This window comes from Enterobacter cloacae complex sp. 2024EL-00214, from assembly GCF_043945575.1.
Taxonomy (GTDB): Bacteria; Pseudomonadota; Gammaproteobacteria; order Enterobacterales; family Enterobacteriaceae; genus Enterobacter; species Enterobacter cloacae_P.
This window is the reverse complement of the sequence record NZ_JBIMRC010000017.1, coordinates 100,270-121,691: the sequence shown is the minus strand read 5'-3', so window position 1 is coordinate 121,691 and position 21,422 is coordinate 100,270. Positions and strand designations below refer to the sequence as shown.

Sequence of the window (21,422 nt, the reverse complement as noted above, 5' to 3'; positions counted from 1 at the left end):
GTCTGACGGCGCTTAGTGCTGAATTCACTATCGGCGAAGGTGAGTTGATGGCTCATGATGTCCCTCTGGGATGCGCTCCGGATGAATATGATGATCTCATATCAGGAACTTGTTCGCACCTTCCCTAGCAAAATTTAACGAGTCTGGCTTTATACACCACAGTGGTGATAAAGGTGAGAATCGAGAAGAGTTCTTAATAGATTTTCTCAAAACTCATCTGCCAAAAAGATATGGTGTTACTAAAGGAGAGGTGATTACAAAAGAGGGGCTACGCTCACATGCGATTGATATCATAATTTATGATGCTCTAAATTGCCCAGTGCTTTATGCGGGAAAAACGTCAATTCTTCCAGTTGAAGGCGTTTATGGAATAATCGAAGTGAAATCATCGCTGTCAAAAAATGAGTTTGATGATGCTGCAGGAAAAATAACTTCGTTCAAAAAACTGGCCCCCAGAGATTTAGGTTTAATTACCACTAGAGAGTATATAACACTTCATAGAGCATCTAGGCCATTTGGTATTGTTTTTGGGTTTAACCTTTCAGGTAATTCATTAGATTCTTTAACGGAAAACTGGAAAGCGCATTCTGCCGCCGTTTATGATGTGAATTATTTTTGCAACCTCATATGCGTTCTGGGTAAAGGGGTGCTGCGCTATGAAAAAGTTAACCTAACAATAGGGGAGAAAGACCTGCTTTTAGATACTGATGAGTTTGTCAAATTAGTTTTAACTGATCAAAAACGGCGAGCAAGCGGAGACGAAGTAGACGAAGTTATTCTACGCATAATTAAAGAAGGTATGGAGGAGCAAGCCTTTGGGCGCTTTTTTACATACCTTTTAGTTATGCTTTCTCAAATGAAGCTAAATGTTCCTGACATAGGTAGGTATATAGACCCAAGTTTCCCATTGTCTATAGTGAGAGAGTGAATATGGCCAAGATTGATCCAGATGAACCATGCCCATGTGGGTCTGGTTTACTTTTTAAAGATTGCCATGAACCAAAAATAAAGAAACCCAAACTTCCTGATATAAATGAGGAGATAATGTTAAATGTTATCCATGAACCCGATCCGGACACAAGGTCTGTTTTTATCAGAGAAGGAGAGGGTACAATTATTTTTGCAGGTTATGAGGTTGGATTAGCATTGCTTTGTGGTAAATGTAAGTCTCAACTTATTGTTGGTATACCAAAAGAAAATATTCACAACATCGTTATGCGATGTAATAAGTGCGGTGCATTTAATGAGGTTTGAGAGCCTTAACTCATAGGGGTGACCTTTTATCTCTTACTAAATATTTAATACTATAACAATGCTGTTGGTGTGGTTGTAGGTAAGTGCATCGATCAGCCGCGAGTAATCAATCTCGTTCATTGGATTAAGTTAACGGCCTCTTAAGGATGATTCTCAGAAGCTCGGCTAAAAGAGATGATTCTGCACTATCGCCATTTTGTCGCCATAGGCATGATGGTTTTGTTGTAACTTTTTGATTTTATGGGTTTTAAATTTCACCCAACAAAAAACCCATCAACCTTGAACCAAAACGGCGGGGTTGATGGGCTCCACAAATTGGGGACATCAAAGAAAAGCAGTGGCACTAATTATGACTGCCCCCTGAATAAAAAGTTCTGCGCATAACGAAAATTTTTTTCTGGTATGCGCAAACCTGAGTGTTATCCGAGTCCCAGCCCTGGCCAGATGATGATAATCAGCGTACCGGCCAGCGTCAGCAGGACGTTGGCGATGGCGTAGGTGCCGGCATAGCCCAGCGCCGGGATGTTACTGCGTGCAGTATCGCTGATGATTTCCATTGCCGGAGCACAGGTACGTGCGCCCATCATCGCGCCGAAGAGCAGGGCGCGGTTCATGCGCAGCACGTATGCACCAAACAGGAAACAGATCACCACCGGTACCAGGCTGACGATAAGGCCAGAGACCAGCATTTGCCAGCCGACAGCACCCAGGCTGTGACCAATGCCGCTACCGGCGCTTAAGCCAACGCCCGCCATAAACACCATCAGGCCGAACTCTTTTACCATATTCAGCGCACCCTGCGGGATATAGCCGAAGGTCGGGTGGTTCGCTCGCAGGAAGCCGAGCATAATCCCGGCAAACAGCAGCCCGGCGGCGTTACCGATGCCGAAGCTAAAGTTGCTGAACTGGAAGGTGATCATCCCGATCATCAGGCCCACGATAAAGAAGGCGCAGAAGGCCAGCAGGTCGGTGACCTGGCTGTGAATGGAGATAAAGCCGATGCGGTCAGCAACGGTTTTTACGCGTCGGGTATCGCCGCTTACCTGTAAAACGTCACCTTTGTTCAGCACCACGTTATCGTCGATGGGCATCTCAATCTGGCTACGGATCACGCGGTTCAGGAAGCAGCCGTGGTCAGTCAGCTTCAACTGCGCCAGGCGACGACCCACGGCGTTATGGTTTTTCACCACAATCTCTTCGGTGACGATACGCATGTCGAGCAGATCGCGGTCGAATACCTCTTTGCCGTTACGGAAGCTGGGGTCAAGGCGCGCGTGAGCGTCCGGATAACCCACCAGCGCGATGTCATCGCCCATCTGCAGTACTGCGTCACCGTCCGGGTTTGCCAGAATGCCGTTGCGGCGAATACGTTCGATATAGCAGCCCGTCTGGCGATAAATGCCCAGCTCGCGCAGATTTTTCCCGTCGGCCCAGGAGACCAGTTCCGGCCCCACGCGATAGGCGCGGATCACCGGCAGGTAGACTTTACGTTTGGTGTCCGTGTCCAGACCGCGCTCGCGGGCAATCTGTTGGGCGCTGGTCTGTAAATCCTGATGCTGGAGTTTTGGCAGGTAACGCGCACCCACAATCAGGCTTACCAGGCCAATCAGATAGGTCAGGGCATAGCCCAGACTCAGGTGATCGAGAGCGGTAGAGAGCTGTGAGCCCGCCATACCTGAGTGCCGCAGAGTATCTCCTGCACCCACAAGAACCGGTGTGGAGGTCATCGAGCCTGCCAGCATACCGGCCGTTAACCCGATATCCCAGCCAAACAGTTTACCCAGCCCTAACGCAATCAGCAGCGCACTGCCGACCATCACCAGCGCCAGCATCAGATAATTTTTGCCGTCGCGGAAGAAAATTGAAAAAAAGTTCGGCCCTGCTTCCACCCCAACGCAAAAAATAAACAGCATAAAACCTAAGTTGAGCGCGTCCGTGTTAATGCTGAAATGTTGCTGGCCTAATAATAAAGAGACGACTAAAACGCCAATGGAATTACCAAGTTGAACTGAACCCAGGCGCAATTTGCCCAGGCAAAGACCCAGTGCCAGTACCACAAATAATAACAGGATGTAATTCCCATTTAACAAGTCTGCGACGTTTATATTCACGGAGGCTAACTTCTTGTTTACCAGTAAGTTGTTGAATGAAGAGGCTATTTGGGCTACTGTTTTGAACATCAGGGGAGCGTTTCAACATTCCCGGCTCCCTTCATTAATTCTCTAAAACCATAGCTGCCGGTTAGTTTAATCGTATTAGCTATCGACAGCTACCTATTATCGCATTAACAGATGTGTACTTTGGCAAGGATTGCCACATTGCTTTATCTGACTGGGCGTCCACTGGACGAAAGCGTATTTGATAGAGATGAAGTCAGGAGGATAGTTTGAACATAAAGCGAAACTGGGCGGGTGTGGTCAGTTGCTTTTTACTGTTTACGACAGTGTGTCTGTCATTAGCCTTCCATGTCAAAGGGGCGTTTAGGGCTTCCGGCCATCCCGAGCTGGGCTTGCTCTTTTTTACCTTGCCGGGGGCGGCGGCCAGCTTTCTCTCCCGTGGCGGGGAGGTCGTTAAGCCTCTTTTGGGCGCGATGCTGGCGGCTCCACTGTGTCTGCTGTTGCTACGACTGGTGTTTGTCACCTCGCGATCGTTCTGGCAGGAACTGGCATGGTTATTGAGCGGGGTATTCTGGTGCGCGCTTGGGGCGTTGTGCTTCCTGTTTGTGCGCAGCATGCTCCACCGGCGGCGGCACAAATAAAAACGCCCTCACGGTGAGGGCGTCTTCGCATTACTCTGCAGCAAACAGACCCAGATGTTCTTTTGCGTAAGCTTCAAAATCGGTGCAGCCACCAATGTGCTTCTGATCGAGGAAAATCTGCGGCACGGTTTCAACCGGTTTACCGACAGTTTTTTCCAGATCCGCTTTGCTGATACCTTCCGCGTGGATATCCACATAGCGGAAGTTGAAGTCATCACGCTCTTCGGTCAGTTTCTCTGCCAGTTCTTTTGCGCGCACGCAGTAAGGGCATCCTGGACGGCCAAAAATCACTGCAAACATTTCTCTCTCCTCAAAAAACAAGCCTGACGGCGAATGACGATTATATTGCACGATAACCCGCTGTCATGGAAAGAAGGTTTCGCCTGTCACTTTGATATAGTCAGGCTATGTTTCGCCAATTACACGGCACACAACATTTCCTATACTGTCTGTTAGACCGTGTTCAGACAGTTAAAGAGAGAGAGAATGACGCCAACCATTGACCTGCTCCGTTCCCACCGTTCGATTCGTCACTTCACCGACCAGCAGGTTACCCGGGCGCAGCGTGAAGCGATTATTGACAGTGCAAGGGGAACCTCCAGCTCCAGCTTCCTGCAATGCAGCTCTATTATTCGCATTACCGACCCGGCAATGCGTGAACAGCTGGTGACGCTGACGGGCGGACAGAAGCATGTGGCTCAGGCGGCTGAGTTCTGGGTGTTCTGTGCCGACTTTAACCGCCACCTGCAGATTTGCCCTGAAGCTGAACTGGGCCTGGCGGAACAGCTGCTGTTGGGTGTCGTCGATACTGCCCTGATGGCACAAAACGCGCTGACGGCGGCGGAATCACTGGGGTTGGGTGGGGTGTATATCGGCGGCCTGCGTAACAATATTGACAGCGTGACCGAACTGCTGAAGCTCCCTAAACATGTGCTGCCACTGTTCGGCCTGTGCCTCGGGTGGCCGGCGGATAACCCGGACGTGAAGCCGCGCCTGCCCGCCACGATAATCATGCATGAAAACCACTATCAGCCGATCGATCGGGACGTGTTGGCACAATACGACGAGGAGCTGGCGCACTACTATATGACGCGCGGCAGCAATAACCGCCGCGACACGTGGAGTGACCATATCCGTCGTACCATCATTAAAGAAAATCGCCCGTTTATTCTCGACTATTTGCACAAACAGGGCTGGGCAACGCGCTAGTCCATTCCTTCTGCGCCTGCCTGCGTGTATGCACCTCATCCTTCAGGCTGCTGTGATACAACTTGCATGATTTTGTGTATATGATACGCAGGCTTTTCCTATGTCTTTAGAGAGGTGCAGGGTGAAAATTGCCATTTTGTCCCGGGATGGAACGCTCTACTCATGTAAACGCCTGCGAGATGCCGCGGCGAAACGCGGCCATCAGGTTGACATTCTCGATCCAATGTCTTGCTATATGAACATCGATCCCGCAGCGTCGTCCATTCACTATAAAGGTCGCCAGCTGCCACGATTTGATGCGGTTATACCGCGCATTGGCTCGCAGATTACCTTTTATGGCACGGCCGCCTTGCGTCAGTTTGAAATGCTCGGCAGCTATCCCCTTAATGAATCCGTCGCCATCTCACGCGCCCGCGATAAACTTCGCTCCCTGCAACTGCTTGCCCGTCAGGGGATCGATCTGCCCGTGACCGGCATTGCCCACTCTCCGGATGACACCAGCGATCTGATCGACATGGTGGGTGGTGCGCCGTTAGTGATCAAGCTGGTGGAAGGCACTCAGGGGATTGGCGTCGTGCTGGCGGAAACCCGGCAGGCGGCAGAGAGCGTGATTGACGCGTTTCGCGGCCTCAATGCCCATATCCTGGTGCAGGAATATATTGAAGAAGCCAAAGGGCGTGACATCCGTTGCTTTGTGGTCGGCGATGAGGTCGTTGCGGCCATTGAGCGTCAGGCGAAAGAGGGGGATTTCCGCTCTAACCTGCACCGTGGTGGTGTGGCGCGCGTGGCGGATATCACCGCACGTGAGCGCGAAATTGCCGTAAAAGCGGCGCAAACGTTAGGCCTGGATGTGGCGGGTGTGGACATCCTGCGTGCGTCCCGCGGGCCGCTGGTGATGGAGGTTAATGCATCGCCAGGGCTGGAAGGGGTGGAAAAAACGACCGGGGTCGATATTGCGGGTAAAATGATCTCATGGATCGAGCGTCATGCGACGCCGGGCTACTGTCTAAAAACGGGCGGTTAAATAGCATTGAACGCACTTTTTGCGTAATCTATACCCTAAATAATTCGAGTTGCAGGAAGGCGGCAAGGGAGTGAATCCCCAGGAGCTTACATAAGTAAGTGACTGGGGTGAACGAGCGCAGCCAACGCACATGCAGCTTGAAGTATGACGGTTATATGCGAAGTTTTTATTAAAGAGGCTGCACAGCGATGGATTTACAGGTCGTTCCTACACTGGATACATTACGTCAATGGCTTGATGACGCTGGTATCACCTTTTTTGAATGTGATTCCTGCCAGGCGCTGCATTTGCCTCATATGCAAAATTTCGATGGCATTTTCGATGCCAAAATCGATCTCATCAACGACGTGATCCTCTTCTCTGCGCTGGCTGAAGTGAAACCGTCTGCGTTACTGGCACTGGCATCCGATCTGTCGGCTATCAATGCCAGTTCTTTGACGGTCAAAGCATTTCTCGACATACAGGATGATAATCTGCCAAAACTGGTCGTTTGCCAGTCTTTATTCGCCGGAGCGGGACTTTCCTTCAAACAGTTCTCCTGGTTCATGCGCCAGAGCGAAGAGCAAATTTCGATGGTAATGATGGAAGCCAATGCACATCATTTACTGTATAGCACTGAAGATGATGCAGAGAATAATGATGCACCTCCCAATTTTCTCCACTAAACCTGTCTGATATCCGCGCAGTCGCTGCCAGAGCGGCTGCATAACACCATTTTTTCTGCTGCTTTTAACCTTTCCTTAAAGAATATTTCACCTCCCTGAAAGCGGTTTCGGCTTATCACGTAGATATAACGTGCATAAAAAATTGATAAAAGGCGTTTTTTCGTCTGGGCTATAGCCGGAGACACGGGCTACAGTTATTCTTGCGATGCTTAAAAAAGCGAGCGAATACTGCCGGATAGAGTCTGTTATTTTATTTCGGTCAGAGCGACAAAATATGCATGGTTTTTGCATATCTTCAGATTGCATAGTTTTAGTTCGTTTGTTAACGAGCTTTCAGAAGGAATAACAATATGATCGCCTTGAATAAAAAATGGTTATCGGGTCTGGTTGCGGGTGCTCTGATGGCTGTCTCTGTCGGTACGCTCGCTGCGGAACAAAAAACGCTGCATATCTATAACTGGTCTGACTATATTGCACCGGACACGGTCGCCAATTTTGAAAAAGAGACCGGCATTAAAGTGGTTTACGACGTTTTCGATTCCAACGAAGTGCTGGAAGGAAAGCTGATGGCAGGCAGTACCGGGTTTGACCTCGTGGTACCTTCTGCAAGCTTCCTGGAGCGTCAACTGACGGCAGGTGTCTTCCAGCCGCTGGATAAAAGCAAACTTCCGAACTGGAAAAACCTCGATCCTGACGTGCTGAAGCTGGTGGCTAAACACGACCCGGACAACAAATACGCGATGCCTTACCTGTGGGCGACCACTGGTATCGGCTATAACGTTGATAAAGTCAAAGCGGTGCTGGGTAAAGACGTCAAGCTCGATAGCTGGGATGTGGTGCTGAAGCCTGAAAACCTTGAGAAACTGAAAAGCTGCGGCGTGTCATTCCTCGACGCACCGGAAGAGATTTTCGCCACCGTACTTAACTACCTGGGCAAAGATCCGAACAGCAGCAAAGCCGACGACTACACTGGCCCGGCTACCGATCTGCTGCTGAAGCTGCGTCCGAATATTCGCTACTTCCACTCCTCTCAGTACATTAACGACCTGGCAAACGGCGACATCTGCGTGGCTATCGGCTGGGCGGGGGATGTCTGGCAGGCGGCTAACCGTGCGAAAGAGGCGAAAAATGGCGTGAATATTTCCTACTTCATTCCAAAAGAGGGCGCACTGGCGTTCTTTGATGTCTTCGCGATGCCTGCTGATGCGAAAAACAAAGATGAAGCTTATCAGTTCCTCAATTACCTGATGCGTCCGGATGTGATTGCCCACATCAGCGACCACGTGTTCTACGCTAACGGTAACAAAGCGTCTGTACCGCTGGTCAGCGCGGAAGTGCGTGATAACCCGGGCATCTATCCGCCTGCGGATGTCTTCGCCAAGCTGTTTACCCTGAAGGTTCAGGATCCAAAAATTGACCGCGTGCGCACCCGTGCGTGGACCAGAGTGAAAAGCGGTAAATAATATTCAGTGAGTTCCAGGCCGGGCAGGCGTTAGTGCTGCCCGGCGATGCGCACCCTGATGGTGCGTTTGCACCAGTTTTGATTTATGCCGGAGAGCACCCCGTGAATGACGCGATCCCCCGCCCGCAGGCGAAAGTCCGTAAAGCGCTGACCCCGCTTCTTGAAATCCGTAACCTCACCAAATCTTTTGATGGCCAGCATGCCGTGGATGACGTCAGCCTGACTATCTACAAAGGTGAAATTTTTGCCCTGCTCGGGGCATCTGGCTGCGGTAAATCCACATTACTGCGTATGCTGGCAGGTTTTGAACAGCCCACCACCGGACAGATTGTGCTGGATGGTGTCGACCTCTCCCGCGTACCGCCGTATCAACGACCAATCAACATGATGTTCCAGTCTTACGCGTTGTTCCCGCACATGACGGTTGAGCAGAACATCGCTTTTGGCCTCAAGCAGGACAAACTGCCGAAAGCCGAAATTACCGCGCGAGTGGCGGAGATGTTGAGCCTGGTGCATATGCAGGAGTTCGCAAAACGTAAGCCGCACCAGCTCTCTGGCGGTCAACGTCAGCGTGTGGCGCTGGCCAGAAGCCTGGCGAAACGTCCGAAACTGCTGTTGCTTGATGAACCGATGGGCGCACTGGATAAAAAACTGCGCGACCGTATGCAGCTGGAAGTGGTGGATATTCTCGAACGCGTGGGAGTGACCTGCGTGATGGTGACCCACGACCAGGAAGAGGCGATGACGATGGCCGGGCGTATCGCGATTATGAATCGCGGTAAGTTTGTGCAAATCGGCGAGCCGGAGGAGATTTACGAGCACCCGACCACCCGCTACAGCGCCGAGTTTATCGGCTCGGTGAATGTCTTCGAAGGGTTGGTGAAGGCGCGCCATGACGACGGTCTGGTGCTTGAATCGCCGGGGCTGGTACACCCGCTGAAGGTGGACCCGGATGCCTCTGTGGTAGACAACGTTCCGGTTTATATCGCTCTGCGCCCGGAAAAAATCATGCTCTGTGAAGAGCCGCCAGCCGATGGCTATAACTTTGCCGTCGGGGAGGTGGTACACATTGCTTATCTGGGCGATCTCTCTATTTACCATGTGCGACTGACGAGCGGACAGATGCTCAGCGCTCAGCTGCAAAACGAACATCGCTACCGTAAAGGGCTACCCACCTGGGGTGACGAAGTGCGCCTGTGCTGGGATGCAGACAGTTGCGTAGTGCTGACGGTATAAGGAGCGGCCAATGAGTACACTTGAACCTCCAGCCCGCGCAGAAAAACCGGGCGGTTTTGCACACTGGCTGGCGCGCATACAGATGACACATGGCCGCAAGCTGGTGATCGCCATGCCCTACGTGTGGCTGATCCTGCTGTTTATGCTGCCGTTCCTGATTGTTTTCAAGATAAGCCTGGCAGAAATGGCGCGGTCTATTCCGCCATATACCAACCTGATGGAATGGGCCGATGGACAACTGACGCTGACGCTGAATGTCGGCAATTTCCTGCAATTGACGGACGATCCGCTCTATTTCGAAGCCTATTTGCAGTCATTGCAGGTGGCGGCGATCTCGACGATCTGCTGTCTGCTGTTGGGTTACCCGCTGGCGTGGGCAGTGGCGCACAGTAAGCCATCGACACGCAACATTCTGCTGCTGCTGGTCATTTTACCGTCATGGACGTCATTCCTGATCCGCGTTTACGCGTGGATGGGGATCCTGAAAAACAACGGCGTGTTGAATAACTTCCTGATGTGGCTGGGGGTTATCGACCAGCCGCTGACGATCCTGCATACCAATCTCGCGGTGTATATCGGGATTGTGTACGCCTATCTGCCGTTTATGGTGTTGCCAATCTATACCGCCCTGACGCGCATCGATTATTCGCTGGTGGAAGCCTCGCTTGACCTGGGAGCCCGCCCGCTGAAGACGTTCTTTAGCGTGATTGTTCCGCTGACCAAAGGCGGGATTATCGCCGGTTCGATGCTGGTGTTTATTCCGGCGGTTGGGGAGTTCGTGATCCCGGAACTGCTTGGTGGCCCGGACAGCATCATGATTGGCCGCGTGCTGTGGCAAGAGTTCTTCAACAACCGCGACTGGCCGGTGGCGTCGGCGGTGGCGATTGTGATGTTGCTGCTGCTGATCGTGCCGATCATGTGGTTCCACAAGCATCAGCAAAAACAGATGGGAGATCACGGATGAACAACTTACCGGTAGTGCGCTCCCCGTGGCGAATTCTGATCCTGGTGCTTGGGTTTACCTTCCTGTATGCACCAATGCTGATGCTGGTGATCTACTCGTTCAACAGCTCGAAACTGGTGACGGTGTGGGCGGGCTGGTCGACGCGCTGGTACAGTGAACTGTTCCACGATGATGCGATGATGAGTGCGGTGGTGCTAAGCCTGACCATTGCCGCCTGTGCCGCCACAATGGCGTCTGTCCTCGGCACTATTGCGGCAATGGTGATGGTGCGTTTTGGGCATTTTCGCGGAGCGAACGGTTTTGCTTTTATGATCACGGCACCGCTGGTCATGCCGGACGTCATCACCGGTCTGTCGCTGCTGCTGCTGTTTGTCGCCCTGGCGCATGCCATCGGCTGGCCAGCGGATCGCGGTATGCTCACCATCTGGCTGGCGCACGTCACCTTCTGTACCGCCTATGTGGCGGTGGTGATCTCTTCGCGTCTGCGCGAACTGGATCGCTCTATTGAAGAGGCGGCGATGGATCTCGGCGCAACACCGCTGAAGGTCTTTTTCATCATTACCCTGCCGATGATCATGCCTGCGGTGATCTCCGGCTGGCTGCTGGCGTTTACGTTGTCACTTGACGACCTGGTCATCGCCAGCTTTGTCTCCGGCCCGGGAGCCACGACGCTGCCAATGCTGGTCTTCTCCAGCGTGCGCATGGGGGTAAACCCGGAGATCAACGCCCTGGCGTCCATCATCCTCGGCGTGGTCGGAATTGTCGGATTTATCGCCTGGTATTTGATGGCGCGCGCGGAAAAACAACGCGTGCGTGATATCCAGCGTGCAAGACGCGGCTGAAGCATTTAAAATTTCCAGTGAAGTGCCGCGCATGACGCGGCACTGTTTTTCAGGGAAGTAAAACATTGGGATTATTAAAAAAATCACGTATTACGCACGCTCGTCCGAATGTTCCTGCGCTGGTGCAGGTGGCGGCGCTCGCCATTATTATGATCCGCTGTCTCGATGTGCTGATGATTCTGAACACCCTGGGCGCGCGCGGCATAGGGGAATTCATTCACCGCAGCGTGCAGACGTGGAATCTGACGCTGGTCTTTTTAAGCAGCCTGGTGCTGGTGTTTATCGAGATTTACTGCGCGTTCTCACTGGTCAAAGGGCGCAACTGGGCGCGCTGGGTTTATCTGCTGACGCAAATTGTTGCGGCAGGCTACCTGTGGGCGGCGTCACTGGGTTATGGCTACCCGGAACTGTTCAGCATTGCGGGGGAATCGAAGCGCGAGATTTTACGCGCACTGGTGATGCAGAAACTCCCGGATATGCTGGTGCTGTTCCTGCTCTTTGTGCCCGCATCCAGTCGGCGGTTCTTCCGTCTGCAATAATGTGTATAATCGCAGCCCTCGTGATTCTTAAGGTCTTCATATGCAGTGCGCACTCTATGACGCCGGTCGCTGCCGCTCCTGTCAGTGGATAGAACAGCCGGTTCCCCAACAACTCACCGCCAAAATGGCCGACCTGCAACAGCTGCTGGTTGAACACGCGGTGGGAGAGTGGTGCGCACCCGTTAGTGGGCCAGAGCAGGGTTTTCGTAATAAGGCCAAAATGGTGGTCAGCGGCAGCGTTGAAAAACCGCTGCTGGGGATGTTGCACCGCGACGGTACACCGGAAGATTTAACCGACTGTCCGCTTTATCCTGCGTCGTTTGAACCTGTTTTTGCCGCACTGAAGCCGTTCATTGCCCGTGCCGGGTTAACGCCCTATAACGTTGCCCGTAAGCGCGGCGAGCTGAAATACCTGCTTCTGACCGAGAGCCAGATTGACGGCGGTATGATGCTGCGTTTTGTGCTGCGCTCAGAGGCTAAGCTTGAGCAATTGCGTGCGGCGCTGCCGTGGCTTCAGCAGCAGCTTCCTCAGTTAAAGGTCATTACCGCGAATATTCAGCCGGTGCATATGGCAATCATGGAAGGGGACACAGAAGTTTTCTTCACCGGGGAGCATGCGCTGGCAGAAAACTTCAACGGTGTGCCGCTGTGGATCCGTCCGCAAAGTTTCTTCCAGACAAACCCGACGGTTGCGAGTGCGCTGTACGCCACTGCACGCGACTGGGTCCGCGCGTTAAATATCCGCCATATGTGGGATTTATTCTGCGGCGTGGGGGGATTCGGTCTGCACTGTGCCACCCCTGAAATGCAACTGACCGGGATTGAGATTTCTGCAGAAGCGATTGCCTGTGCAAAACAGTCCGCCGCTGAGCTGGGGTTAACAGACCTTCATTTCCAGGCGCTGGACTCAACCCAGTTCGCCACCGGCCAGGGCAATGTGCCGGAGCTGGTACTGGTCAACCCGCCACGGCGTGGCATCGGGAAAGCCCTGTGCGATTACCTGAGCCAGATGGCACCGGATTACATTGTCTATTCCAGCTGCAACGCGCAGACAATGGCAAAAGACATTGCCCATCTTCCGGGCTACCGTATCGAACGCGTTCAGCTTTTCGATATGTTCCCGCATACCGCGCATTATGAAGTGCTGACATTGCTCGTGAAATCTTAAACAAAATGTGAACTCTTCCCCTCTGCGAAATCAGGTAAGCTTAAGTCATCAGAATTGAATGAAGGCTTGTCCATGAAGCAGGTCCTGCTGGTGGAAGATGACCACGATATCGCGGCGCTTCTGCGCCTCAATTTAGAAGATGAAGGTTACGCCATTACCCACGAACCCGATGGGGGCAGTGCCTTGCACCGGCTGGAAAAACAGCCGTGGGATGCCGTCATCCTCGATTTGATGCTCCCTAATGTCGACGGACTGGAAATTTGTCGCCGTATCCGCCAGATGACCCGTTACCTGCCGGTGATCATCATCAGCGCCCGTAGTAGCGAAACCGACCGCATTACCGGGCTGGAAACCGGCGCTGATGATTACCTGGCAAAACCGTTCTCAGTGCAGGAGCTGATTGCACGCATCAAGGCGCTGTTTCGCCGCCAGCAGGCGATGGGGCAGGCGCAGACCACCGGACACGTTCAGGCTCACGGCCTGACGCTCGATCCGCTTGCGCGAACGGTACGCCTGCACGGGCAGGAGGTCGATCTCACCCCGCGCGAATTCGAACTGTTGTACTTCTTTGCCCGTCATCCTGGCGAGGTTTTCTCGCGTCTGGCGTTGCTTGAGCAGGTCTGGGGTTATCAGCACGAGGGTTACGAACATACCGTCAACACCCACATTAACCGCCTGCGTATCAAGATTGAAAAAGATGCCGCCGAGCCGGAGATCATTCGTACCGTCTGGGGTAAAGGCTACAAATTTGCGGAGCTGAATCAAGATGCGCCGCTTTAACCTGAGCCAGCGGCTGACGGTGCTGTTTATTCTGCTGCTGATGCTCTGCGCCACCGTTGCCTGCGCGGTGCAGCTCTACAGCAGCATGCAGTACGGCAACGCAATGGTGCAGCGGCTGTCCGGGGGACTGGCGCAACAGATTGTGCAGCGTGAACCGATTCTGGACGCCCAGGGCAGCGTCGACCGCCGCGTGTTGAAACCGCTGTTCGATCGGCTGATGACCTTTAACCCGAGCGTTGAGCTGTATGTCATCTCTCCCGACGGCGATCTGCTGGCCGATGCAGCACCTCCGGGCCATATTCAGCGGCAAAAAATCGATATTGCGCCATTGCAAACCTTCCTCAACGGTGCGGCAATGCCGGTTTTTGGAGACGACCCCCGTAGCCAGGGGCAGAAAGTCTTCAGCGTTACCCCATTGCGTCAGGACGGTGAGCTGAAAGGCTATCTCTACATTATTTTGCAGGGCGAAGAGTCAAATGCGCTGGCAGAGATGGCCTGGCATAAAGCGCTCTGGAGCACGGCACTCTGGTCGTTGTTGCTGGTGGCGCTGTTTGGCCTGCTGGCGGGGCTGCTGGTCTGGTACTGGGTGACGCGTCCGGTGAAACGCCTGACGCTGGAGGTCGCCGGGCTGGAGCAGGACAGCATGACTGCCATCAAACAGCTGGCGGCACAACCGCCGGAGCCCGCGGCAAATGATGAAGTGGCGATCCTGCGCAATACCTTTATCGAGCTGGCGCGCAAAATCACCACGCAATGGGATCTCCTGGCCGATAGCGACCGTCAGCGCCGGGAGTTTATTGCCAATATTTCGCACGATCTGCGCACGCCGCTTACCTCATTGCTGGGCTATCTGGAGACGCTGTCGCTCAAATCCGCCACGCTGACGCCGCAGGAGCACCAGCAATATCTCACCACCGCGCTGCGCCAGGGACAAAAGGTGCGGCATCTGTCGCAACAGCTGTTTGAACTGGCGCGTCTTGAGCACGGCGGTATAAAACCACAGCGCGAGCGCTTTGCGATGGGAGAGCTGATTTCCGATGTGGCGCAGAAGTTTGAACTGGCGGCGCGCACGCGTGAGCTGAATCTGCATATTGATGTGCCGGGGCCTCTGCCACTTTTAAACGCCGACGTGTCGATGATTGAGCGGGTGGTGACCAATTTGCTGGATAACGCGATACGCCATACGCCCCCGGGTGGCGAGATCCGCATGGCGGTGTGGCAGGAGAACGAGCAGCTGCAGGTCGAAGTGGCGGACAGCGGGGCAGGCATTGATGCTGCGCTGCGCGACGGGCTGTTTCAGCGTCCTTCTGCGTTAAACCCGCAGGCGTCACGGGAGAATCGCGGGGGGTTAGGGTTGTTAATTGTGAAACGGATGCTGGAATTGCACGGCGGTGGGATCAGGCTGATGGATTCGGTGAGCGGAGCCCGTTTTCGCTTCTTTGTACCACTGTGAGACGTTGCCGGATGGCTCGGGCTACAGACCCCCCGTAGGCCGAGCCACCCGACAACAAAGTATTACTGCGGGAACCACTGCTCGCTGATTTTCTGATACGTCCCGTCTGCTTTAATTGCTTTCAGCGCGCCGTTCAGTTTTTCCAGCAGGGCTTTGTTATCCGGACGAACCGCGATACCCAGACCGGTGCCAAAGTACTGCGGGTCGGTCACTTTTTCAGTGGCGGTACCCAGCTGCGGGTTGGTTTTCAGCCACTCGTTGACCACGGCAGTGTCACCAAACACGCCATCGATACGGCCATTTTTCAGGTCGATAATCGCGTTCTGGTAGCTGTCGTAGGCCACGGTTTTCACTTCAGGATGTTTGTCCTGCAGGTATTTCTGGTGCGTGGTGCCGTTTTCCATCCCAATGCGTTTGCCTTTCAGCTCGCCAAAGGATTTGTACTCGCCTTTTTTGGCAATCACTACCGCAGAGTTTGCATAGTACGGGTCGGTGAAGGAGACCTGTTTGCTACGTTCTGGGGTGATGTCCATACCGGAGATCACCGCGTCGTATTTCTTGAATTTCAGAGACGGGATCAGGCTGTCAAATGCGTGGTTGGTGAATGTGCAGTCGGCCTGCATCTGTTTGCACAGCGCTTTTGCCAGGTCAATATCAAACCCGACAATCTGGTTGCTGGCATCCAGTGATTCAAACGGTGGGTAGGTAGCAGAAACACCGAAATTGATTTTCTCAGCGGCGGATGCGCCAGCGGCGAAAGTTGCCAGTAATGCGGCCAGAACTAACTTTTTCATTGAATACTCCCGTCTGTCAATCTTGTCATTATGCGCCGTGTCTGCGGCATGGATGTACAATGCCAGTGATTGAATTTATATGCAATAAAAATGATTAAATATTATTTTTATCACAAAAAAAAGCGGGCAACCCATAAGGTTACCCGCATCGGGAATATAGATTTATGCACCTGAGTGATTAATTTCTGCGCTCGAACGCCAGCGCTTTACGTTCAATCAGACGCATCATCAACGTCAGCAGACCGTTCACCACCAGATACACCAGACCCGCTGCACCGAACACCATCACGTCGTAGGTACGTCCATACAGCAGCTGTCCGTGGCCCATCACTTCCATCAGCGTAATGGTGTAGGCCAGAGAAGTACTTTTGAATACCAGCACCACTTCGTTGGAATACGAGGACAGCGCACGCTTAAAGGCGTACGGCAGCAGTATAGCCAGCGTGTCTTTTTTGCTCATGCCCAGCGCACCGCAGGACTGCCATTGCCCTTCCGGGATCGCCCGGATAGCACCGTAGAACAGCTGGGTGGTATAGGCCGCACTGTTCAGGGAGAGAGCAATCAGGGCACACAGCCACGGTTCAGAGAGCAGATGCCAGATAACCGGATACTCCTGCAGCGACGGGAACTGGCCCGGGCCGTAGTAAATCAGGAAGATCTGCACCAGCAGCGGTGTACCGGTAAACAGGGTGATGTAGCCGCGCACAATCCACACCAGCACTGGCGTTTTCAGCGTCAGGATGATGGTGAAGATGAGTGCCAGGATCAGCGCCACGATGATGGACGCCACGGTCAGCGTCAGGCTGGTGTGCAGCCCTTTCATCAGCTCGGGTAAGTAGTCAAGCATCAGCCTGGTCTCCGTTCAAAACGTGTTGCACGCAGGTCAATCCGCTTCAGGATGTACTGACTCAGCAACGTGATCACCAGGTAGATAGCGGCCGCCACAATGTACCAGGTAAACGGTTCCTGGGTACGGGTGGCGATACTTTTGGTTTGCAGCATCAAATCATTCACGCTTATCAGGCTCACCAGCGCGGTGTCTTTCAACAGTACCAGCCACTGGTTACCCAGACCCGGCAGAGCATGACGCCACATCTGCGGCATCACCAGACGGAAGAAAATAGCCGCTTTCGATAAACCTAACGCCTGGCCAGATTCCCACTGCCCCTGCGGTACCGCTTTCAGCGCGCCGCGCAGGGTCTGCGAGGCATAGGCGGAGTAGAGCAGGGAGAGGGCGATCACGCCACACAGGAACGGGCTGACGTCAAAGTTTTCAATCTGCATCTGCACCGGGATCTGCGCAAACCCAAGATTGATGGTAAAGCCGTCTGACAGCGTTAACAGCAGCTGTGAGGAACCGAAATAGATAAACAGGACGACCAGAATCTCGGGTAATCCACGCAGCACGGTCACCAGCGCGGAACCCGTCCAGGCGACAGGGAACCATTTCGCTGATTCCCATACCGCAAAGAACATCGCCAGCACGAGGCCGATAATCAGTGCACAAACGGCAAGGCCGACGGTCATCCCGGCGGCGCTTGCTAAAGGAAAAATTTCATTCATCAGGAATTACTTCTGGAACCATTTTTTGTAGATGGTTTCGTAGGTGCCGTCTTTCTTCACTTTTTCCAGCGCAACGTTGAATTTCTGCTGCAGGTCAGTGTTGCCCTGACGCACGGCGATGCCGAGACCGGTACCGAAGTACGCTTTATCTGTCACTTTGTCACCAACAGCCGCCAGTTTGTCGTTCGCTTTCAGCCATTCAGTCACCACGGCGGTATCACCAAACACACCGTCAATACGGCCATTCTGCAGATCCAGCTTCGCATTCTGGTAGCTGTCATACGGAACGGTGGTGATTTCCGGGTGCTTATCGGTAATGAATTTCTGGTGGGTGGTACCGTTCTGCACGCCAACTTTCTTGCCTTTCAGCTGATCAATAGAGGTGAATTTCCCTTTCTGACCAATGAACAGGGCGGAGTTGTCATAGTACGGCGTGGAGAACAGCACCTGCTTTTCACGTTCAGGGGTGATGTCCATACCCGCCATCACGGCGTCGATACGGCGGAACTTCAGGCTTGGGATCAGGCTGTCAAACGCCTGGTTGCTGAAGGTACAGGTGGCGTCGATCTCTTTACACAGGGCGTTAGCCAGATCCACGTCGAAGCCAACAATTTTGTTGTTGGCGTCGATAGATTCAAACGGAGGATAAGACGCTTCGGTAGCGAAACGAATGGTCTGGGCTGCGGTAGCGGAAAGGCTGACGCTAGCAAGCAGCGCGGCAATCAATACTTTTTTCATTATCATTTTCCCTAACACATCAGTGAGATAAGTAATTTTTGAAGGCATCAGTTTGCGGGTTCGTGAAGCAGCTCGCATCACCTTGCTCAACGATATACCCGTTTTCCATGTAAACCACGCGGCTGGCGGTTTTGCGCGCCACTTCCACTTCATGGGTAACGATGACTTGTGTAATGTTGGTTTCCGCCAGCTCACGAATGATGCTCACGATCTGGGCGGTAATTTCCGGGTCCAGCGCTGCGGTCGGCTCATCAAACAGCAGAACCGCAGGCTCCATCATCAGAGCACGGGCAATGGCCACGCGCTGTTGCTGACCACCTGAAAGGTGCAGAGGATAACGGTCGCTGTACGGTTTAAGACGCAGACGTTCCAGCAACTTCTCGGCACGTGCCATCGCCTGATCTTTGCTTAAACCGAGCACGCGACAAGGCGCTTCAATCAGGTTTTGCAGGACGGTCAGGTGAGGCCAGAGGTTGTATTGCTGGAAGACCATGCCGACGTTTTGACGCAATTCGCGAATCGCTTTTTCTGACGGGGTTTTCGCGAAGTCAAAATGGTTGCCGGCAATCGCCAGCGTACCGGAACGGGGCATTTCAAGCAGATTAAGGACACGCAAAAGAGAACTTTTACCTGCGCCGCTTGGGCCAAGCAAAACCAACGTTTCGCCTTCCGGGCAGTTCAGCGTGATGTCAAACAGCGCCTGGTGTGCGCCGTAAAAGCAGTTAATGCCGTTTAGTTTAATACTCATCGGGGCAGTCTTTACTCATCCAGGCAATCTATAGCCATTGAAGCCGCAGATAGTACCGTTGACAGAATAGTTATGCAATATTTCTGCGTTAAAAGTTAAATATAACCCGCAAACCTCTCTAAACATAGCACAAAATAGTGAACCGCAAGGGCGACAAGTATAAATGTCGGCATTCCGTATGAAATGCCGCACATTTTACGGGGGTTACAATTTTATAACGGTTGGTTTAGCGGTTTTCAATCGACTGGCGAAGCGTACCTGCCGGGGCATGAACGCTACCGCCAACGTAGCGTACGTCGTCCACCGCCCAGCACTGACCTTCACGGATCATCAGCACTTCATCCTGCCAGGTCTGGGTGCCCTGGGTCAGTTTTACGCGCAGGGGAATGTTTCGTGCATCGGTGTTCGGGATTGTCGAGGCGCTGGCAACCTCGGCGCTGTCTGGCAGCGTAGCCCGGCTGGAGAACGGATCGGATTTCAGCAACGCGTTATGCTGCGGATCGCGCGACGCATCGGTGAGCCGCTTTGCCAGACCATCGCTCAGGTACGGACGCAGGGCCGTGATGTCGTTACTGCGGTGCTGAATGCGATAATCATAAAACTGCTGCGCCACGGTATCCGGGCCGCCATCAATACATGGGCCGCTGCGGGTACCGATATCCTTAAAGGCTGGCGTAACCGTGGTGGTACAGGCGCTGAGCACCAGCGCACAGGGCACTAAAAGCGTTAAAGCAGAGTAGCGCATGTTGATTTCCTTATTTATTAACTATCCTTTCAATCATAGCGTAACGAACCGATAATGCTGCCTGAGCAACACGCTAACGCATTGAACGCTAAAGAAGGAGATAAAGTATGCAATTTTCAACGACGCCAACCCTGGAAGGACAACCGATTATTGAATATTGCGGTGTGGTAACGGGCGAGGCCATTCTCGGGGCGAACATCTTCCGGGACTTCTTTGCCGGGATCCGCGACATCGTCGGTGGGCGTTCTGGCGCTTACGAAAAAGAGCTGCGTAAAGCGCGTGAAATTGCGTTCAAAGAGCTGGGCGAGCAGGCGCAGGCACTGGGCGCAGATGCGGTTGTAGGGATTGATATTGACTACGAAACGGTCGGTAAAGATGCCAGCATGCTGATGGTGAGCGTAAGCGGTACGGCGGTGAAAACCCGTCGATGAAGCGTACGCTCTCAACCTTCCTGCTGGCGCTGTTGCTGGCAGGCTGTGCCACGGAAAAAGGCATTGTTGATAAAGGTACCTATGAGCTGGATACCCGTCATCAGGCGCAGGCAGCCTACCCACGCATAAAGGTGCTGGTGCTCCACTACACCGCCGATGATTTTGACAGCTCGCTGGCAACGCTGACGGATAAAAACGTCAGCTCCCACTATTTGATCCCCGCGAACCCGCCTGTTCCTGATGGTAAACCGCGCATCTGGCAGCTGGTGCCAGAGAGCGAACTGGCCTGGCATGCGGGTATCAGCTTCTGGCGCGGCACTAACCGCATTAATGATACGTCTGTCGGTATTGAGCTGGAAAACCGTGGCTGGCAAAAGACCGGGGGGACGAAATCCTTCACACCGTTCGAGCCCGCGCAAATTGCGGCACTGATCCCTCTCGCCAAAGATATTATTGCCCGCTACGACATCAAACCGCAGAACGTGGTGGCGCATTCTGATATTGCACCGCAGCGCAAGGACGATCCTGGCCCGCTGTTTCCGTGGCAGGCGTTGGCAAAGCAGGGGATAGGTGCCTGGCCAGATCCCGCTCGCGTCGCGTTTTACATCAATGGCCGCCCACGTAATCAGGACGTGGATCGTGCGGCATTGCTCGATCTGCTGGCGCGTTATGGTTATGAAGTCCCTGACAACACGACAGAGCAGCAGCAGAAAAGAGTGATTACAGCGTTTCAGATGCATTACCGCCCCTCGCTGTGGAACGGTGTCGCGGATGTCGAAACGATGGCCATCGCCGAAGCGCTTTTAGAGAAATACGGGCAGGGGTAATTCCCCCCGTTTTTCAGGGTTTGAGTGGGGATCCTGTCCAGAATGAACCTAAGATTAATCTTAGGTTCAATGATGTTTAAATTATAGTTAATTGACTTAATATTACCCGAATCTATGATAGACACATAGCTCGCTAAGCAATCACACAATAAATCTTATAATCAGAGATTATTTCTCGGCCTGGTTTTTTATTTCAAATGGAATGCTCGCAGTATTGTTACT

The 21,422-nt window shown here is 53.1% G+C and carries 24 protein-coding genes; 16 read left to right on the top strand and 8 right to left on the bottom strand.

Going from position 1 to position 21,422, the window contains the following annotated elements:
• Positions 1 to 109 precede the first annotated feature (109 nt).
• The gene (locus ACHHZ6_RS18155) at positions 110 to 928 is read left to right on the top strand and encodes a DUF6602 domain-containing protein (RefSeq protein ID WP_395122828.1); all 819 of its coding nucleotides are present in this window, start codon (positions 110 to 112) and stop codon (positions 926 to 928) included.
• 2 nt (positions 929 to 930) lie between these two features.
• Complete coding sequence (locus ACHHZ6_RS18150; protein WP_395122827.1) at positions 931 to 1,254, top strand: SEC-C metal-binding domain-containing protein; 324 nt, start codon at positions 931 to 933, stop codon at positions 1,252 to 1,254.
• 419 nt (positions 1,255 to 1,673) lie between these two features.
• Here ACHHZ6_RS18150 and ACHHZ6_RS18145 read toward each other — a convergent pair whose 3' ends face one another.
• Positions 1,674 to 3,365, bottom strand: a complete 1,692-nt coding sequence (locus ACHHZ6_RS18145) for an aspartate:alanine antiporter (protein WP_182274307.1) — start codon at positions 3,363 to 3,365, stop codon at positions 1,674 to 1,676.
• A gap of 275 nt (positions 3,366 to 3,640) precedes the next feature.
• On the opposite strand from ACHHZ6_RS18145, the gene ACHHZ6_RS18140 reads away from it, so the two are divergent.
• The gene (locus ACHHZ6_RS18140) at positions 3,641 to 4,012 is read left to right on the top strand and encodes an inner membrane protein YbjM (RefSeq protein ID WP_182274308.1); all 372 of its coding nucleotides are present in this window, start codon (positions 3,641 to 3,643) and stop codon (positions 4,010 to 4,012) included.
• 30 nt (positions 4,013 to 4,042) lie between these two features.
• Here ACHHZ6_RS18140 and ACHHZ6_RS18135 read toward each other — a convergent pair whose 3' ends face one another.
• Positions 4,043 to 4,312, bottom strand: a complete 270-nt coding sequence (locus tag ACHHZ6_RS18135; protein ID WP_182274309.1) for a GrxA family glutaredoxin — start codon at positions 4,310 to 4,312, stop codon at positions 4,043 to 4,045.
• A 186-nt stretch (positions 4,313 to 4,498) separates the two neighbouring features.
• Between ACHHZ6_RS18135 and nfsA the strand changes: the two genes are divergently transcribed.
• From nfsA to ACHHZ6_RS18080, 11 genes are all read left to right on the top strand, one after another.
• Positions 4,499 to 5,221 carry a nitroreductase NfsA gene (gene nfsA / locus ACHHZ6_RS18130; RefSeq protein WP_182274310.1) on the top strand — a complete coding sequence of 241 codons (723 nt, stop codon included), beginning with the start codon at positions 4,499 to 4,501 and terminating at the stop codon, positions 5,219 to 5,221.
• Between the two features lie 121 nt (positions 5,222 to 5,342).
• Positions 5,343 to 6,245, top strand: a complete 903-nt coding sequence (gene rimK, locus ACHHZ6_RS18125) for a 30S ribosomal protein S6--L-glutamate ligase (protein ID WP_182274311.1) — start codon at positions 5,343 to 5,345, stop codon at positions 6,243 to 6,245.
• Between the two features lie 188 nt (positions 6,246 to 6,433).
• Positions 6,434 to 6,910, top strand: a complete 477-nt coding sequence (locus ACHHZ6_RS18120; protein ID WP_395122826.1) for a YbjN domain-containing protein — start codon at positions 6,434 to 6,436, stop codon at positions 6,908 to 6,910.
• 350 nt (positions 6,911 to 7,260) lie between these two features.
• Positions 7,261 to 8,373, top strand: coding sequence for a spermidine/putrescine ABC transporter substrate-binding protein PotF (gene potF / locus ACHHZ6_RS18115; protein WP_196391057.1), 1,113 nt, complete (start codon positions 7,261 to 7,263; stop codon positions 8,371 to 8,373).
• Positions 8,374 to 8,474: 101 nt separating this feature from the next.
• Positions 8,475 to 9,608: a putrescine ABC transporter ATP-binding subunit PotG gene (potG, locus tag ACHHZ6_RS18110; RefSeq protein WP_182274314.1), complete on the top strand. Its 1,134-nt coding sequence runs from the start codon at positions 8,475 to 8,477 to the stop codon at positions 9,606 to 9,608.
• 10 nt (positions 9,609 to 9,618) lie between these two features.
• Positions 9,619 to 10,572, top strand: coding sequence for a putrescine ABC transporter permease PotH (gene potH, locus ACHHZ6_RS18105; RefSeq protein ID WP_182274315.1), 954 nt, complete (start codon positions 9,619 to 9,621; stop codon positions 10,570 to 10,572).
• Positions 10,569 to 11,414 carry a putrescine ABC transporter permease PotI gene (potI, locus tag ACHHZ6_RS18100; protein ID WP_182274316.1) on the top strand — a complete coding sequence of 282 codons (846 nt, stop codon included), beginning with the start codon at positions 10,569 to 10,571 and terminating at the stop codon, positions 11,412 to 11,414. Before potH ends, potI begins: the two co-directional genes overlap by 4 nt.
• 65 nt (positions 11,415 to 11,479) lie before the next feature.
• Positions 11,480 to 11,953, top strand: coding sequence for a YbjO family protein (locus tag ACHHZ6_RS18095; protein WP_182274317.1), 474 nt, complete (start codon positions 11,480 to 11,482; stop codon positions 11,951 to 11,953).
• Between the two features lie 40 nt (positions 11,954 to 11,993).
• Positions 11,994 to 13,121, top strand: coding sequence for a 23S rRNA (uracil(747)-C(5))-methyltransferase RlmC (gene rlmC / locus ACHHZ6_RS18090; protein ID WP_395122825.1), 1,128 nt, complete (start codon positions 11,994 to 11,996; stop codon positions 13,119 to 13,121).
• Between the two features lie 72 nt (positions 13,122 to 13,193).
• Positions 13,194 to 13,901 (top strand): response regulator transcription factor, encoded by a 708-nt coding sequence (locus ACHHZ6_RS18085; RefSeq protein WP_395122824.1) that lies wholly within the window; start codon positions 13,194 to 13,196, stop codon positions 13,899 to 13,901.
• Positions 13,888 to 15,354 carry a sensor histidine kinase gene (locus ACHHZ6_RS18080; RefSeq protein WP_395122823.1) on the top strand — a complete coding sequence of 489 codons (1,467 nt, stop codon included), beginning with the start codon at positions 13,888 to 13,890 and terminating at the stop codon, positions 15,352 to 15,354. The genes ACHHZ6_RS18085 and ACHHZ6_RS18080 overlap by 14 nt, the downstream gene beginning before the upstream one ends.
• Before the next feature lie 62 nt (positions 15,355 to 15,416).
• Here ACHHZ6_RS18080 and artJ read toward each other — a convergent pair whose 3' ends face one another.
• The 6 genes from artJ to ACHHZ6_RS18050 form a co-directional block, all read right to left on the bottom strand.
• Entirely contained in the window at positions 15,417 to 16,148 is a 732-nt protein-coding gene (gene artJ / locus ACHHZ6_RS18075) for an arginine ABC transporter substrate-binding protein ArtJ (protein ID WP_182274321.1), read from the bottom strand.
• Between the two features lie 178 nt (positions 16,149 to 16,326).
• Positions 16,327 to 16,995, bottom strand: a complete 669-nt coding sequence (gene artM, locus ACHHZ6_RS18070) for an arginine ABC transporter permease ArtM (RefSeq protein ID WP_182274322.1) — start codon at positions 16,993 to 16,995, stop codon at positions 16,327 to 16,329.
• On the bottom strand, positions 16,995 to 17,711 hold the full coding sequence (gene artQ, locus ACHHZ6_RS18065) for an arginine ABC transporter permease ArtQ (protein WP_182274323.1): 717 nt from the start codon (positions 17,709 to 17,711) through the stop codon (positions 16,995 to 16,997). Before artQ ends, artM begins: the two co-directional genes overlap by 1 nt.
• Positions 17,712 to 17,717: 6 nt before the next feature.
• Entirely contained in the window at positions 17,718 to 18,449 is a 732-nt protein-coding gene (artI, locus tag ACHHZ6_RS18060; protein ID WP_395122822.1) for an arginine ABC transporter substrate-binding protein ArtI, read from the bottom strand.
• A gap of 19 nt (positions 18,450 to 18,468) precedes the next feature.
• Positions 18,469 to 19,197 carry an arginine ABC transporter ATP-binding protein ArtP gene (artP, locus tag ACHHZ6_RS18055; protein WP_182274325.1) on the bottom strand — a complete coding sequence of 243 codons (729 nt, stop codon included), beginning with the start codon at positions 19,195 to 19,197 and terminating at the stop codon, positions 18,469 to 18,471.
• A 226-nt stretch (positions 19,198 to 19,423) separates the two neighbouring features.
• Complete coding sequence (locus tag ACHHZ6_RS18050) at positions 19,424 to 19,942, bottom strand: lipoprotein (RefSeq protein WP_182274326.1); 519 nt, start codon at positions 19,940 to 19,942, stop codon at positions 19,424 to 19,426.
• Positions 19,943 to 20,049: 107 nt separating this feature from the next.
• Between ACHHZ6_RS18050 and ACHHZ6_RS18045 the strand changes: the two genes are divergently transcribed.
• The gene (locus tag ACHHZ6_RS18045) at positions 20,050 to 20,373 is read left to right on the top strand and encodes a heavy metal-binding domain-containing protein (protein ID WP_182274327.1); all 324 of its coding nucleotides are present in this window, start codon (positions 20,050 to 20,052) and stop codon (positions 20,371 to 20,373) included.
• A complete protein-coding gene (locus ACHHZ6_RS18040; RefSeq protein ID WP_395122821.1) occupies positions 20,370 to 21,200 on the top strand; it encodes an N-acetylmuramoyl-L-alanine amidase in 831 nt (276 codons plus the stop codon). The genes ACHHZ6_RS18045 and ACHHZ6_RS18040 overlap by 4 nt, the downstream gene beginning before the upstream one ends.
• Positions 21,201 to 21,422: the final 222 nt, after the last annotated feature.